Origin of the sequence: Antrihabitans spumae (assembly GCF_043944905.1) — a bacterium.
GTDB classification, from domain to species: domain Bacteria; phylum Actinomycetota; class Actinomycetes; order Mycobacteriales; family Mycobacteriaceae; genus Antrihabitans; species Antrihabitans spumae.
The window spans coordinates 69,415-82,665 of record NZ_JBIMSN010000057.1; the positions used below are offsets into that span (position 1 = coordinate 69,415).

A 13,251-nucleotide genomic window follows, 5' to 3' on the forward strand; every position below is an offset into this window, starting at 1 on the left:
CTGGTTGTCAGTTCGGCAATTTGGTCTCGAGGATGTCGACTGCGTTGACGATCGGCGGAACTGTGAACAGCTGTTCCCATTGCGCGTAGAACCGCTCGCGGACTTTCCCGTGCAGATGGGTCTGCCGATCGTCTTCGGTCTCGAAAGCGTCGAAGATTCGAAACGTGGTCGGCCCGACTCGAAAGGCGAACCACGCCAACGTTCCTGGTTCGTCGTCGACGAGTACCTTCGCTTCGGCGAGGAAAGTCGCGACGGCAGCCTCGCGTCCTGGTTGTGCTTCCATCTCCACCAGAAATCCGAATGCAGGCATGGTGTCCTCCCGTTGATATAGGCGCGTAACTCTTTCCTGTAAGTCAGTCTGCATGGCTGGATCTGGTTAAAAAGCTCAGATCCAGCCAAGATCGCCACAGATCCAGCCATCGTTGGCGGCGAGCAGGCTGTTGTTGCGATGTCCTCTCGCACGTTGTTCCGCTAAGCGCCTGCTCGGCGGTCACAACGGGGCGCCGGCGTCACGCAACTTGGCGCTGATGCGGCGAATCAGCTCCTCCCGCCTGCTCAGCAGAGCGGACCCCACGCGAACGATTCGCCAGCCCAGCTCTTCCAGTCGCGGGTAGCGCTCGAGGTCACGCTGCTTCTGCCGAGGATCGGACCAGTGTCCATCGCCCTCGTATTCGACGAGCACCTGCCACCGCCGCCAGCCGAGGTCGGCGCGGGCAACGAAATAGCCTGAGTCGTCGGTGATGACGAGTTGCGTTTCCGGGCGCGGCAGACCGGCGTCGATAATCGTGAGTCGCGTCCGGGTTTCGGGCGGTGATTCGGCGCCGCCGTCGACGAGTCCGAGCATCGAGCGCAGACCGACGATGCCGCGAGCGCCGGGGTGACGTTCGGCCAACTCGGCGACCTCGTGCGGTCGCAATTGCGTTGCATTGCATAGGGCGTCGACGATTTCGATCGCTCTCGGCGCTTGCAATGTCCGCCCGAGGTCGAACGCGGTCCGTGCCGGTGTCGTCACACGTCTGCCGTGGATTGTCACGATTTCGTCGGGATGGATGGCGTACTGCCGCACGATCAAACCCTTGGGGGCGTGAAAGTTGTCGTGGCGGATCACTTCTGCGGGTTCGTGAGGGTCGATCCACTTCGTGCCGTGTAGCGCTGCGGCCGAACGGCCGGCAAGGATCGAGTTCTCGCCCGAATACATTGCGGCAGCATGTGCCCGCATGTGGGCGGTGAGTTCGATTCGCTTCCGAACGTAGATGTCGCGGTACACCCGGGTGAAGTCGCAACGAAGTTGATACGCGGTCAGCTCACCGAGGGCGATCGCCTGCGAGCCCCGAAACGGTCGGTCGTATGTCCCCACCGATCGAGCCTTGCAAAATTCACGGCGACGCTCGCATGGAAATCACGCGGCTGTGGATAATCGCCCCGTTATCCACAGCTGAGCCGCGCAAGCAGGCTGTTAGGTGTACATCGAGCGAGTGGACAGCCCAGCAACAGCCTGGTCGACAGCATTCCGCGACATGCCAACGTCCGCCGAGCTGCGGGTTTAAGCGAGCTGTAAGTGAGCAGCAAGCGCCGCCTGTGAATCTGACAATGCGTCGAACGCCGCCGCATACGTCGAAGAAGGGTGGTTCGAAGATGTTGGTCGCCGAACCTGCCCTCCGGCAGCTGCGAGCGTTCGACCTTCATGGCAACCACGCATTCGCGCAGCTCGTCCGATTCGCCATGGTCGGAGTCGTCAGCAACATCGTGTACTTCGTACTCTTCGTCGCACTCCGCCCCGAAGGGGTGATGACTGCCAACCTCGTCGGCGCTGCCGTCAGCACCGCGCTTGCCAATGAGCTCCATCGGCGGGTGACGTTCGGCGCCGCACATCGAGTCGGCTGGCTCGCCGCACAGTGGGAGAGCGGTGGCCTCGCGATCGTGGGTTTGATCACCAGCTCCGTCGCGTTGGGAGCGCTCGAGATCGCCTTTCCGGACGCGTCCGCAATGACGGCAGGCGCCTTCGTCATTGCGGTCGGTGCGGCGGTCGGCGGAGTGCGTTTCTTGCTGCTCCGGGGCTGGGTTTTCGCCGCGTAGTTCCCGTTGCAGACCGTTTGGGCGTGTCGTCGGCGCGGCGTCGATCACCGCGGCGTGTCAGCGTTCGCAGCCGACCTGGAGCGAGAACGATTGCTGCAGTCGGCCATTGCAACGTCGCTTCGGGCCGGTGACCCCACCGCCGCGCAAACGCACTTCTGCGTGCCTCGGTGCCCACACACCCGCACCCAACGTTGGCAACACGCCATTCGGGAGGACAGACCCGTGACCCTAGATGTCGAATCGAATTCGGAGACCAGTTCATCAGCGCCGCCACTGGTGCTGCGGGTTGCCCTGTGGGCCGCCGTCGTAATCACCGTCGTGATCGTCGCGGCGAGCTTCGTCCTGTCGTTCTCCGCGCTCTGGGACTTGGCGACGCTCGCCGGACTGCCGCGGGAACTGTCGTGGCTGTGGCCTGTCGTCGTCGACGGCACGATCCTGCAGGCGACCATTTCTGTTGTCGCGCTTGCCCCGTACGAGGAGCAGCGCAGAGGGCGCCGGTTCTTCTGGTCGGTCCTCGCCGTGTCCGCGATGGTCAGCATTGCGTCGAATGCGTTGCACGCGGTCGTGACCGATGCCGCCGAACTGCCACCGTTACTTGCAGCAGCGATTGCGACCGCAGCACCGATATCGCTGCTTGCTGCAACCCATGGAATCGCGGTGCTCTTCCAGTCGAGAGTCCGAGTCGCGGCTCCGGTCCGTCGGCAGGCTGCGGTGCATGCACCCGTCGACGTGCTTGTCGACCCGGCTCCCGAGCTGCCGACGGCCGACGAACAGCACCCGGTATCGACTCCGGAAATCGAGCAACCGGTTGTGGTCGAACAGGATTCGTGGGATCACGTCGCGGCGGACATGACCCGCGATCAGCTGACGACCCGCCCTGCGGCTGAGGTCGCACAGATCTTGCGCCTTCGCTATCAGCGCGACCTGTCCAAGACCCAGATCGCACGGGAGCTGCGCTTGCACCATTCGACGGTGGGACGCGTCATCGATGCGTCGGCCGGTGTCCTGCGACCGCAGGCGAGCGTCGATGCCCCGCTCGGTCGGCGCCGCAGCGTGCCGCGCCACGATCCTGCAGCCGGGGTGCTGTCCGCGGTCAGGTAGCAGCCTCTGTGCGTAGATTGGACGCGACGCCGATCTCAGCGAGGAGCACCCTATGGCCGAGCCGATCGACACGCTCTTCCTCGAATCGATCGCCGCGCTGCCTGGGCATGCCGAGGTCGAGTCGCGTAGCCACCGCGACCCGATCAGGGATGGTTCGTCGCTGACAGTGGGCCGCTGCGCCGAGCTTTCGACGCTCAGCTCGGTAGCAGGCACCTGGACCTCGCCGCCCGCTCGCTACGTGCCGAAGGCGCGGGCTTCTACACGATCGGGTCGTCGGGTCACGAAGGCAACGCAGCAGTCGCCGGGGCGCTTCGGCTTACCGATCCCGCACTGCTGCACTACCGTTCGGGCGCATTCTTCCTCGAGCGGGCGCGGCAGGGGAGTGGCGGAAATCCGCTCGACAATCCGCTCCGAGACATCCTGCTCGGCATCGTCGCGGCGCGCGACGAGCCGATTGCAGGCGGCCGACACAAAGTCTTCGGCCGCCACGACCTCAACGTGATACCGCAAACCTCCACCATCGCATCACATTTGCCACGCGCCGTCGGTGTCGCCTTTGCAACCTGCCGGGCACCGAAGTTGGGAGTCGAGGCCGCGTGGCCGCAAGATTCCGTCACCGTCTGCAGCTTCGGCGATGCGTCTGCGAACCATTCGACGGCGGTCGGTGCGATCAATGCCGCGCTGTACACCGCGTATTCGGGTGTGCCGCTGCCACTGCTGCTGGTGTGTGAGGACAACGGCATCGGCATCAGTGTGAAGACCCCGACCGGGTGGATCGAGCGGTCCTACGGCCACAGGGACGGCCTTACCTACTTCAGCGCGGATGGTTGCGATATCGCGTCCGCATACGACGCAGCCACTGCCGCAGCCGCTTTCGTTCGGACCGAACGCCGCCCCGCGTTTCTCCACCTGCGGACCGTACGGCTGATGGGACACGCCGGATCGGATCTCGAAGCCGCATACCGGGTTCCAGCCGAGATCGCCGACGAGCTTCGACGCGATCCGCTGCTCGCCACTGCTCGACTTCTGGTCGCGGCCGGACTCTATACGCCACAGGATGTGGTCGACCTCTACGAGACCAAGCGCGACGACGTTGCAGCGTTGGCACGGGAGGCCACCCGTCGACCCAGACTGGAGTCTGCGGCCGACATCATGGCGCCGCTGCAACTGCCCGACCCGAACAAGGTCGCCGCGGCTGTTCCTTCTCGGGGCGTTGGACGACCCGCGCCCGAGGAAGATCGGCTGACTCTGGCACAGTCGATCAACCGCGCGTTGCTGGACATCCTTGTCCAACATCCGAATTCGCTGGTCTTCGGTGAGGACGTCGCCCGGAAGGGTGGTGTCTACGGCGTCACCCGAGGGTTACTGAAGAAGGTCGGTCCGGCGCGGGTGTTCGACACACTTCTCGACGAGCAGTCGATCCTGGGCGTCGCGCTCGGCGCGGGAGTGTCGGGCCTGTTGCCGATACCGGAGATTCAATACCTCGCGTATCTGCACAATGCCGCCGACCAAATCCGCGGTGAGGCAGCGACACTCAAGTTCTTCTCGAGCGGTCTGTACCGAAACCCGATGGTCGTGCGAGTTGCGGGCTACGGCTATCAGAAGGGTTTCGGTGGCCATTTCCACAACGACAATGCCGTCGCCGCACTGCGAGATATTCCTGGCATCGTCGTCGCGTCGCCGGCACGACCCGACGACGCGGCAGCGATGCTGCGCACGTGCGCGGCGGCCGCGCAGGTGGACGGCACGACGTGCGTCTACCTCGAACCCATTGCGCTGTACCATGTTCGGGATCTGCACGCCGACGGTGACGCCATGTGGTCGGCCCCGTATGCGAGCGCGGAGGAGTGGGGTGCAACGCACGTTCCCATCGGGTCGGCACGTGTGTACGGCTCGGGCAAGGATCTGACGATCGCGACCTTCGGCAACTGCGTCTACATGAGTCTTCGCGTGGCGCAACGGCTTGCACACATCGGCATCGAGGTCCGCGTCGTCGATCTACGGTGGCTCGTACCGTTGCCGACGGCCGACCTCCTTCGCGAAGCGAAGTCGACCGGACGCGTTCTCGTCGTGGACGAGACCCGCCGCTCCGGGGGAGTCGGAGAGGGGATCGTCACCGAACTCGTCGCCGGTGGCTTCGACGGTGACATCGTCAGAGTCGCATCCGAAGACAGCTTCATTCCGCTCGGCGACGCGGCGCTGCGGGTACTGCTCTCCGAGGAATCGATCGAGGCTGCGGCGCTCGCCCTCTGTGGAAACGGTGCTGGATCGGTCTGACTGCGGCGTTCATCCGGTATGCGAGGTCCCACTCGCTAGGACTTGTGTGGGACTCGATGTCCCACTAGCCTGGGCGACGACAGAAAGTGAGACACCGATGACGTTGTCGATACCGTCCAGGCACATGCAAACCGAAATGCCCCCATCTCCGTACGGGGAACAAGCATCCGGTCCCGAGCACCTCGCGCGAATCCAGACCTTGTCCGACGGATCCGTTCACCGCAGTTTCGACCCCTATCGCGACATCGATTGGGACTCGCCGGAGTTTGCGATCGACGTCGGCGATCCACGCTGGATCCTCTCGCCAATATCGGACCCCCTCGGCGCGCATCCCTGGTATCAGGCACTGAGCGAAGAGCGTCAAATCGCAATCGGATTTGCGAGGCAAGCGAACGTCACCAAAGTTGGATTGTTCTTCGAAAGCGTTCTCATCCGTGGGCTTATGCAAACTGCCATGCGAATGCCCAACGGATCGACCGAATTTCGGTATTGCATGCACGAAATGACCGAAGAGTGCAACCACATCCAGATGTTTCAAGAACTGATCAACCGCATGGGCGTAGATGTTCCAGGGATGCGGTGGTTCTACCGGCGCACATCGCCTGTCTGGCCCTTGATCGGGGCTGCCATGCCCGTGGCTTTTCTTTACGGCATTCTCGCCGGGGAAGAGCCGATAGACCACTTTCAGAAGGACCTCATTCGCGAAGGACGTGCGGTACCACCGGCAATGCTGCGGACGGTGGAAATCCATATCGCCGAGGAAGCGCGGCACATTTCCTTCGCCTACGAATTCGTGCGCGCCCGAGTTCCCGAGAAGGACCCGATCAGCAGGGCTCTGCTCTCCCTCTGGGTGCCCTTCATCATGCGCTTTCTAGCCGGTGCAATCATGGTTCCGCCGCGACCGTTCGCTCGTGAACTCGGTATTCCGCCGCATGTCATCAGGGAAGCATTTTGGCGAAGTCCCGCGTCGCGTGAGATCTTGGCCGGCTACTTCGGCGATATCAGAATGCTGACCGAAGAACTCGGACTGATGAACCCTGTTGCCCGTTTCGCGTGGCGGGTACTCCGCATCGACGGACCCGCGGCACGCTATCGCGGCGAGCCCAACCGCCGAGACCGGTGATCAGGACAGCGGCTGCGGACCCAACAACGCGCTGATAACCGCCAGCACTTGCATGTCGGGATCGACGGTGAGACCTCGCGTTCGAAACTCACCGTCGACCACGAACCAGACGTAGGACGTCAGCGTGTCGACCATGGAACTCCGGCTCATGGTCACGTCGGGGTCGCGGATCCATTGCCGAACACTACCGTCCGTCATCGTCACGAGTGCCGACGTCAACGATTGAAAGTCGTTGTCTGCCATGCCAATCGACGTTGCCAGTGCTGACATTATTTCGTTGGCCCTGCGTGCAACCGACTTCGCGAGGCTGCTGACGGCATCGAGATCGTCGTCGTCCGCCGACGGTCCGGTCCGCATGAATTCGACCAGCTTCGGATGATCGGACACCCAATCGACCAGTACGAGAATCGTTCGCGAGATGATCTGCCGAATCGTGCCCTGCGTGTAGTCCAGTTCGGAGTCGAACGCAGCACTCAGTTGGGCGGCGATGAACGATCTGATCCGACGATCCAATTCGTCGCGGCCGGTGAATCGTCGGTACAGCACCGATTTGGCCAATCCGGCGCGTTCCGCGATCTGCGCGATCGTGAGGTCCGCTCCGGCGTCGCTGAGTTCGATCAGTTCCACCGCTGCTTGCAGAATGCGGTTTTCCCTGTCGGTGTTGTGTTTCTCCCAGCGCGCGTCTTGACCGGTCAACGGCACTACTGTGCGCGGTTCGGCGGGGGCGCTCGGCATCACGCCATGGTAGCGACAACTGTCACTGTTGGATCTCACGCCACGGGGTATTCGTCGACGATGGGCCAGTTGACGTTATTGCTTGTGCTGTTGACCGCGACGATCGCATTGTCGCCACTGGCCGTCAGGTGGAACGTGCCGTATCCCGTGCTGCTGCTTGTGTTCGGGCTATTGATCGCCTTCGTTCCGGGTTTACCCAGAGCGGATATCAGTCCCGATCTGATTCTGCCGCTGGTGCTTCCGCCGTTGCTGTTCGCTGCCGCTCGCAGAACGTCGTGGCGGGAATTTCTGGACAACCGGCGCGCGATCGGCTTGCTTGCCGTAGCGCTGGTCGGGGTGACGGCCCTTGTGGTTGGAGTCGTATTGCAGGCACTCGTGCCGGGACTGCCGCTCATTGCCGCGATCGCGCTCGGTGCGCTCGTCGCACCGCCGGACCCGGTCGCCGCGACAACCGTCGCCCGCGGGCTGCGGTTGCCCCGTCGTTTACAGACCGTTCTCGAAGGGGAGGGCCTGTCCAACGATGCAACGTCACTCGTCCTGTACGAGGTAGCCGTCGCCGCTGTCGCGACCGGAGCGTTTTCGCCCGTCAAAGCCGGCGGGCAACTGCTTCTTGCCATTTCGCTCGGCATCACGATCGGGCTGCTGATCGCGCTTGCGACTCGGTGGTTGTTGAACAGGCTGCCAGCGCATCCGGCGGGCACAGCTTTGGTTCTCGTGGTGCCGTTCGTTGCCTATGTCGCCGCTGACGAAGCACACGGCAGTGGCGTTCTCGCCGTGGTCACCCTTGCACTCGCGTTGAGTCGCTACGCAGACAAGGAATCCGCGGCGACCAGACTCGCGGCCGGAACGACATGGGAGATCGTCGAACTTCTCGTCACCGGAGCGGCTTTCGCTTTCGTCGGTCTGGAACTGCGAGTTATCGCCGAAAGTGTTCCGGGTGATGTCACAGTGCTGATCGGTCAGGCGCTGGCGATCACGGCCTTCGTCGTCGTGGTTCGCTTCGTGTGGATCTTCCTGGTCGGTTCCCTCGAGGAGAAGTTTCGTAGACGGCGTGGACGCGACGCCGAACCCGTTGGCTGGCAAGAGATGACCGTCGCGTCGTGGGCAGGCATGCGCGGGGTGGTGACGCTGGCCGCCGCGCTTGCGCTGCCGACCGAAGGATTTCCCGAACGCGACCGTTTGATCTTCATTGCCTTCGTCGTCATCATCGTGACGCTTCTCGTGCAGGGCCTCACGCTGCCGTTACTGGTGCGGCGCCTCGGTGTACAGACATCCGAGTCGCATCGCATTGCGTCGGAACAGAAGGTGATGCGGCGTGCTCGCGACGCCGGTTTCGACAGGCTCGACGAGTTGAAAGGCGACGACTCGGTCGACAAACGACTCCTCGAGCAGGCCTATCAGGATGCGACGACGATGTGGCACAAACTCGGTCTCGAGCCCGACGAGGACGAGGACCGCGAGTTTCCGGTCCGCAGTATCGCCCATGCCCGACACTTGGCGCGCGTCGAAGCGGAACTGCTCGCGGCCGCGCGAACCGAAGTTGTTGCAGCACGCAACGAGCACGGCGCCGATCCGGTGATCGTGGACGAGGTGCTGCACAGACTCGACGCAACAGGGGCCGTGGCGAAGACGAATTCGGTCTCCGACGAGACCGAACACGGTTGAGCTCTTCGGCCACCGGGTAGGTCACCTACATGACCGAACCACTCACGCCGCCGAGTCCGTCCGAGCCCACCCCGGTGCCGGAGCCGTCACCTGTGCCTGATCCCGTTCCAGCGCCGGATCCAGCACCAACGCCGGAACCGTCGCCGACGCCGACGCCCGCTCCCAACCCGGATCCGACGCCTGCACCTGCACCCACACCGCCTGCCCCGCCGGGTCCGAGCCCCGATCCGGCGCCCGTGCAGATCTAGGCCCGGGTGCAGATCTAAGCGGTCAGCGCCTCAGACGTGGCCGGCGCGTAGCAGGTAGCGGCGCTCCGCATAGTCGAGGTCGTCACGCCACAGCCTCGCGGCGGACCGACGCATCAGTGGGCGCAGCAACGTTTGCGCCTTCCGCGCGACGGCAAAACCGGGCCGCTCCGAGTCCGCTGCGACAGCTTCGATCACCGCGGTCCTCGGTAGGCCGTCGGGACCGGGTCCGAGGGGGGTGGCGTGCGTTTCGACGACGCTGCCGATGCCCTCGCCCTCGACTATTCGCATCACTACGGTCCGTGGATCCGGACTGGTGAATTCGGCCTTGACCGGAACTCCTATCCGACCCCCGAGGCGGAAGGTCACTGCGACGAGGAAGCGGTCGTCGCTGTCGCCGTCTTCGATCACCGGCGGCGAACTGAGAACGTCGAGCCGCGTGAACGAGTACGGGTGGAACCATGCTCCGTGCCACGGGTCGAGCCTGTTGGCCACGATGTCGTAGGGCTCACAGGTGCCGACGACGGTTGCCACAGCGTCGATACTCGTCGCCTTGTTCGGTCGCTCCGGCACGATGGGCGCGTCGAGCGGTTCTTCACCGCCTACGGTGTCGAGTCGGACCCAGACGAGGATGCCGTCGTCGTAGCTGGGAAAAGGCCTCCAGCCGTACGCCCCTTTCGAGTCCAAAGCCAGACCGTGCCACCGGCAACGAAGGGTGCCGCAGTCGACTTTTCCGAGTGACAGCGGAGCACCGAGGTGCGGGCACGCGCCAGGACCGACCAGGAGGCCGCCGTCCTCGGCTCGCCACGCAACGACCTCGACGCCGTCGACGGTCGTGCCGAAGGGTCGGTCGGAGCGGACCTCTCGACTAGCGCCGATGACGTACCAGTTTCCCGACGGGCGTTTGTGCGCACGTTCGGCCGCCGCCGCGATCAAGTCGGGCCGCGCTTCACGGTAGGTGGTCTTCTGCGAGGCCCAGTCGATCCGCGGAATCGCCCGTAGCGGCACTTTGGCGGCCCAGCGTGACTTGCTCATGTGCGCTCCTTGGCTGCTCGGGTTCCGAGCCAGCGCAGCGGCCGTGATCGCCCACTGGTCGGAACGGTGTACGTGTCGTGGCCGGCAAGTTTCCAGCTCGACAGCAGGATGTTCGCAGCGCGCCAGCCTGTTGTTGCGGCACGTTCCATCAACGCGACAGGCAGGTCGATGCGAATACCGTCCCCTGCCAGGACAAGTCGGGGGTGTGGCGTCGATACCGTCGGCCGTGCGGCGAAATCGCCGAGTCCGAACAAGGGGCAATCTTCGCGCCACAGCGTCGATTCGTGGACTACCTTGGCGTCGGCCGTTTCCGGATAGAGTTCGTGCAGACGTGCGACGAGTTGGTCCCGAATCTCAACGTCGGTCTTGCCGCTCTCGTGGGAATGTGCTGCGTAGGCATGCAATTCGACGACAGTGCCACCCGTTGTCCGGGCCCACTCCGCCGCTTCGCGTTCGTAGCTGTCGAGGATGCTGATGTTGTCGAGGGGTGGCAGACCACCTGTTCCGAGGAACGGCGAACGATCCTCGGCGACCGGCCGGTCCAACCACTGCCGTACGACCAAGAACTTCGGTGCCGACCGTAGCCGCGCGACCTGGTCACGCCATGTTGCGTCACCGAGCGAGGGGGAGCGCTCGACGATGCCGCGCAACGCACCGACGTCGGTGGACAGGACGACTCCGTCGGCGGTCGTAGTGCCCGAGTCGTGTTCGACGACGAAGGTGTCGCCTGCGGTCGCCTCGATGCTCGAAACCGTTGTATCCATTCGAAACTCGACGCCGAGACGCTCGAGATAGGCGCGCAGCGGATTCCAGAGGCTGGTGTCGAATGCACTGTCCGGCACGTCGAACACAAGTCCCTCGTTCGAGCCGAGGAAATAGATGTGGAACATCGTCGCCAACTCCGCGGCCGACATGTCGGTCGGCGCGGCGAAGAAGCTCCGCGAGAACACGTCGAACGCAAGATGCCTGGCCGGTTCGGGAAAGTTGATGCTCAGCAGAAACTCTTCGGCATCGACGTTGTCGAGTTGGTCGAAGATCTCGGGCACCGACACCATCGCCAGAGGAGCGGCCGCGCGGGGATTCATCTTGACGAGGTCGCGCACCCGAAAGGTCGGGCTGCGCAATGCGAATGCGATCGCGTTCCAGGGCGGGGTTCGCGGCAGTCCACGAAATCCGTCGACGCGACCGTGTGCGTCGATCAGCGGATAGTCCTCGAGCGCGGTGAGACGACTCAGCTGCGGGTCGGTGCGGCGTAGGAGTTGGCGCAGGTTGTAGTACTGCCGAAAGAAGGCGTGGAAGCCGCGACTCATCGAGACGTCGGCACCGTCGTCCGTCCGTTCCGACCAGGCGCCGACGCGACCACCGAGGTACGACTCGCGCTCGATCACCTCGACACTGACACCACGCTCGGCGAGACCGGTCGCTGCGGCGAGACCCGCGATACCGCCACCGACGACCACAACGTGTGGACGGCGAGCCAGGGTCCGGGCATCTTCGGCCCCGCCGGCAGCGGGGTGGGTTACCAACCGGCGATCGCGACCTATCGAACGCGTCATGTTCCCTCGCAGGTCGGGACGTCTGCCAGGAAGGTGTGAACGACGTCGCGCTGCCACCCGGTCATCGGTTCGGTGTGCACACCGTCGAAACCGGCTGTACGCAAACGCCTTTCGAATGCCGCAACGCCGTCGAAGTCCGAGACGCTACGCCACAGATGCCGATAGAGCGTCGCGTCACCGGACGTCACCTTGCCGAGGGGAATGATGATGCTCCAGCACACCGCATTCCAGATGGCACGGGCGACAACCGAGTCTCGAACCGAGTATTCGTGCACGGCGAGTGTGCCGCCAGGCGCGAGCATGTTGCGGAACGCCCGCAACTGGCGACCTTGATCGGCCACGTTACGAAGCAGGTAAGCAGCCAGGATGGCGTCGAACGGCCCTTGAACGCCCGCCGCTGCCATGTCCTCGACAGTCGTGTGGACGAAGCGGACCGACTCCGGCCAGTCCTTCGCCTTCGCTTGCGCGAGCATCTGCGACGAGGCGTCGATCGCAACGATGTCGGCCAACGGTGCGGCGGCCAACAGGGCTGCGGTCGAAGCTCCTGTGCCGCATCCGGCATCGAGCAACCGTAGTCCGGCCCCGTCGCGGGGGAGTCGCAGCCGAAGCGCCGACATCCGTAGATGAGCGTGATAGCCGGGATTGGCACCGACGAGGCGGTCGTAGGACTTCGCGCCGACATCGAAAGCGGCGGGGACGGCATCGCGTGGCAGGCCCGATGCACCGACGGTCATTCGTCGGCCTCGTTAGGTGTCTGAATCATTTTCTGTTGCTTCGGCTTTCGTTTCTTGTGGTGTTCCCATAGCAACAGCGTTGCCGTGATCATCGAGAATCCGAAGAAGAAATCTTCGATCGGGATGTCCCATGGGAAACGGATCCCGCTCACGTGATCGGGCGAGTAGAGCACGATCGGCGCACTCAGCTTCGTGAGCCAGCCATCGACGAGAATCTGAAACGCGAAGACGATCGCCATCGTCGCCCAGTACGTGCTTTTGCGGAAGAGTCCGGTTCGCAGGTAGGTCAGTTCCCACGCTACGACGACAACGACCGAGACGAGGGCGGGAAGTGTGTAGCCGATGCCGGTCACGAGGTGCGCTCCATCGTGTTACGTCGAGCCACGAACGTTTTCCAGCGATCGGTCAGCGCCTCGACACAGCCATAGGTCAACAGTGCACAGAGCGGTATGACCAGGAAGAACACGAACTCCTCGATCGGAATGTCCAGGGGCAGGTCGAAGCCAGTTACGTAGCGTGGGTTGTAGGACCACACACTGCCGGCTATCGCGATGGCGTCCCACACGAGAAAGACGGCGGCAACGGGCAGAATCGATCGCAGCGCGGTGCCGGGATCTCGATAGACCCGCGCGCCGAGAAACTCGAGCGGGATCGTCACCGCGACACACAACGCCATCACGATCAGGTACTGCCAATTGTCCACG

The 13,251-nt window shown here is 63.8% G+C and carries 13 protein-coding genes and 1 pseudogene; 6 read left to right on the top strand and 8 right to left on the bottom strand.

From position 1 onward, the window contains the following. Positions 1–7: 7 nt before the first annotated feature. Both ACHIRB_RS13470 and ACHIRB_RS13475 read right to left on the bottom strand, forming a co-directional pair. A complete protein-coding gene (locus tag ACHIRB_RS13470) occupies positions 8–310 on the bottom strand; it encodes a putative quinol monooxygenase (protein ID WP_395112690.1) in 303 nt (100 codons plus the stop codon). Positions 311–490: 180 nt separating this feature from the next. After that, positions 491–1,357 carry a hypothetical protein gene (locus ACHIRB_RS13475; RefSeq protein WP_395124532.1) on the bottom strand — a complete coding sequence of 289 codons (867 nt, stop codon included), beginning with the start codon at positions 1,355–1,357 and terminating at the stop codon, positions 491–493. A gap of 233 nt (positions 1,358–1,590) precedes the next feature. Between ACHIRB_RS13475 and ACHIRB_RS13480 the strand changes: the two genes are divergently transcribed. From ACHIRB_RS13480 to ACHIRB_RS13495, 4 genes and pseudogenes are all read left to right on the top strand, one after another. Continuing rightward, positions 1,591–2,076 (top strand): GtrA family protein, encoded by a 486-nt coding sequence (locus ACHIRB_RS13480; RefSeq protein ID WP_395124533.1) that lies wholly within the window; start codon positions 1,591–1,593, stop codon positions 2,074–2,076. A gap of 222 nt (positions 2,077–2,298) precedes the next feature. Then, a complete protein-coding gene (locus tag ACHIRB_RS13485) occupies positions 2,299–3,177 on the top strand; it encodes a DUF2637 domain-containing protein (protein WP_395124534.1) in 879 nt (292 codons plus the stop codon). A gap of 52 nt (positions 3,178–3,229) precedes the next feature. Then, positions 3,230–5,454 (top strand): annotated as a pseudogene (locus ACHIRB_RS13490) (thiamine pyrophosphate-dependent enzyme). A 136-nt stretch (positions 5,455–5,590) separates the two neighbouring features. Then, positions 5,591–6,577: an AurF N-oxygenase family protein gene (locus tag ACHIRB_RS13495; RefSeq protein ID WP_395124566.1), complete on the top strand. Its 987-nt coding sequence runs from the start codon at positions 5,591–5,593 to the stop codon at positions 6,575–6,577. On the opposite strand, the gene ACHIRB_RS13500 is transcribed toward ACHIRB_RS13495, so the two are convergent. Next, positions 6,578–7,312, bottom strand: a complete 735-nt coding sequence (locus tag ACHIRB_RS13500; RefSeq protein WP_395112685.1) for a TetR/AcrR family transcriptional regulator — start codon at positions 7,310–7,312, stop codon at positions 6,578–6,580. Between the two features lie 60 nt (positions 7,313–7,372). Here ACHIRB_RS13500 and ACHIRB_RS13505 point away from each other — a divergent pair, with 60 nt between their 5' ends. Next, the gene (locus tag ACHIRB_RS13505; RefSeq protein ID WP_395112684.1) at positions 7,373–8,977 is read left to right on the top strand and encodes a Na+/H+ antiporter; all 1,605 of its coding nucleotides are present in this window, start codon (positions 7,373–7,375) and stop codon (positions 8,975–8,977) included. A gap of 29 nt (positions 8,978–9,006) precedes the next feature. Continuing rightward, entirely contained in the window at positions 9,007–9,225 is a 219-nt protein-coding gene (locus ACHIRB_RS13510) for a hypothetical protein (RefSeq protein ID WP_199701595.1), read from the top strand. Positions 9,226–9,255: 30 nt separating this feature from the next. On the opposite strand, the gene ACHIRB_RS13515 is transcribed toward ACHIRB_RS13510, so the two are convergent. The 5 genes from ACHIRB_RS13515 to ACHIRB_RS13535 are packed head-to-tail and all read right to left on the bottom strand — an operon-like array spanning position 9,256 to position 13,250. Next, the gene (locus tag ACHIRB_RS13515) at positions 9,256–10,257 is read right to left on the bottom strand and encodes a DUF5914 domain-containing protein (protein WP_395112683.1); all 1,002 of its coding nucleotides are present in this window, start codon (positions 10,255–10,257) and stop codon (positions 9,256–9,258) included. Further along, complete coding sequence (locus tag ACHIRB_RS13520) at positions 10,254–11,813, bottom strand: FAD-dependent oxidoreductase (RefSeq protein WP_395124535.1); 1,560 nt, start codon at positions 11,811–11,813, stop codon at positions 10,254–10,256. The genes ACHIRB_RS13515 and ACHIRB_RS13520 overlap by 4 nt, the downstream gene beginning before the upstream one ends. Next, positions 11,810–12,547: a class I SAM-dependent methyltransferase gene (locus ACHIRB_RS13525; RefSeq protein ID WP_395124536.1), complete on the bottom strand. Its 738-nt coding sequence runs from the start codon at positions 12,545–12,547 to the stop codon at positions 11,810–11,812. The genes ACHIRB_RS13520 and ACHIRB_RS13525 overlap by 4 nt, the downstream gene beginning before the upstream one ends. Continuing rightward, on the bottom strand, positions 12,544–12,900 hold the full coding sequence (locus ACHIRB_RS13530; protein WP_395124537.1) for a lycopene cyclase domain-containing protein: 357 nt from the start codon (positions 12,898–12,900) through the stop codon (positions 12,544–12,546). The genes ACHIRB_RS13525 and ACHIRB_RS13530 overlap by 4 nt, the downstream gene beginning before the upstream one ends. Further along, on the bottom strand, positions 12,897–13,250 hold the full coding sequence (locus ACHIRB_RS13535; protein WP_395124538.1) for a lycopene cyclase domain-containing protein: 354 nt from the start codon (positions 13,248–13,250) through the stop codon (positions 12,897–12,899). Before ACHIRB_RS13535 ends, ACHIRB_RS13530 begins: the two co-directional genes overlap by 4 nt. Between the last annotated feature and the right edge of the window lies 1 nt (position 13,251).

What these genes read in the sequence shown, in the direction of transcription:
- ACHIRB_RS13505 (WP_395112684.1), top strand. Translation starts at nt 7,373, where the DNA reads ATGGGCCAGTTGACGTTATTGCTTGTGCTGTTGACCGCGACGATCGCA.
- ACHIRB_RS13520 (WP_395124535.1), bottom strand. Translation starts at nt 11,813, where the DNA reads ATGACGCGTTCGATAGGTCGCGATCGCCGGTTGGTAACCCACCCCGCT.
- ACHIRB_RS13480 (WP_395124533.1), top strand. Translation starts at nt 1,591, where the DNA reads ATGCGTCGAACGCCGCCGCATACGTCGAAGAAGGGTGGTTCGAAGATG.
- ACHIRB_RS13470 (WP_395112690.1), bottom strand. Translation starts at nt 310, where the DNA reads ATGCCTGCATTCGGATTTCTGGTGGAGATGGAAGCACAACCAGGACGC.
- ACHIRB_RS13495 (WP_395124566.1), top strand. Translation starts at nt 5,591, where the DNA reads ATGCCCCCATCTCCGTACGGGGAACAAGCATCCGGTCCCGAGCACCTC.
- ACHIRB_RS13515 (WP_395112683.1), bottom strand. Translation starts at nt 10,257, where the DNA reads ATGAGCAAGTCACGCTGGGCCGCCAAAGTGCCGCTACGGGCGATTCCG.
- ACHIRB_RS13510 (WP_199701595.1), top strand. Translation starts at nt 9,007, where the DNA reads ATGACCGAACCACTCACGCCGCCGAGTCCGTCCGAGCCCACCCCGGTG.
- ACHIRB_RS13500 (WP_395112685.1), bottom strand. Translation starts at nt 7,312, where the DNA reads ATGCCGAGCGCCCCCGCCGAACCGCGCACAGTAGTGCCGTTGACCGGT.
- ACHIRB_RS13525 (WP_395124536.1), bottom strand. Translation starts at nt 12,547, where the DNA reads ATGACCGTCGGTGCATCGGGCCTGCCACGCGATGCCGTCCCCGCCGCT.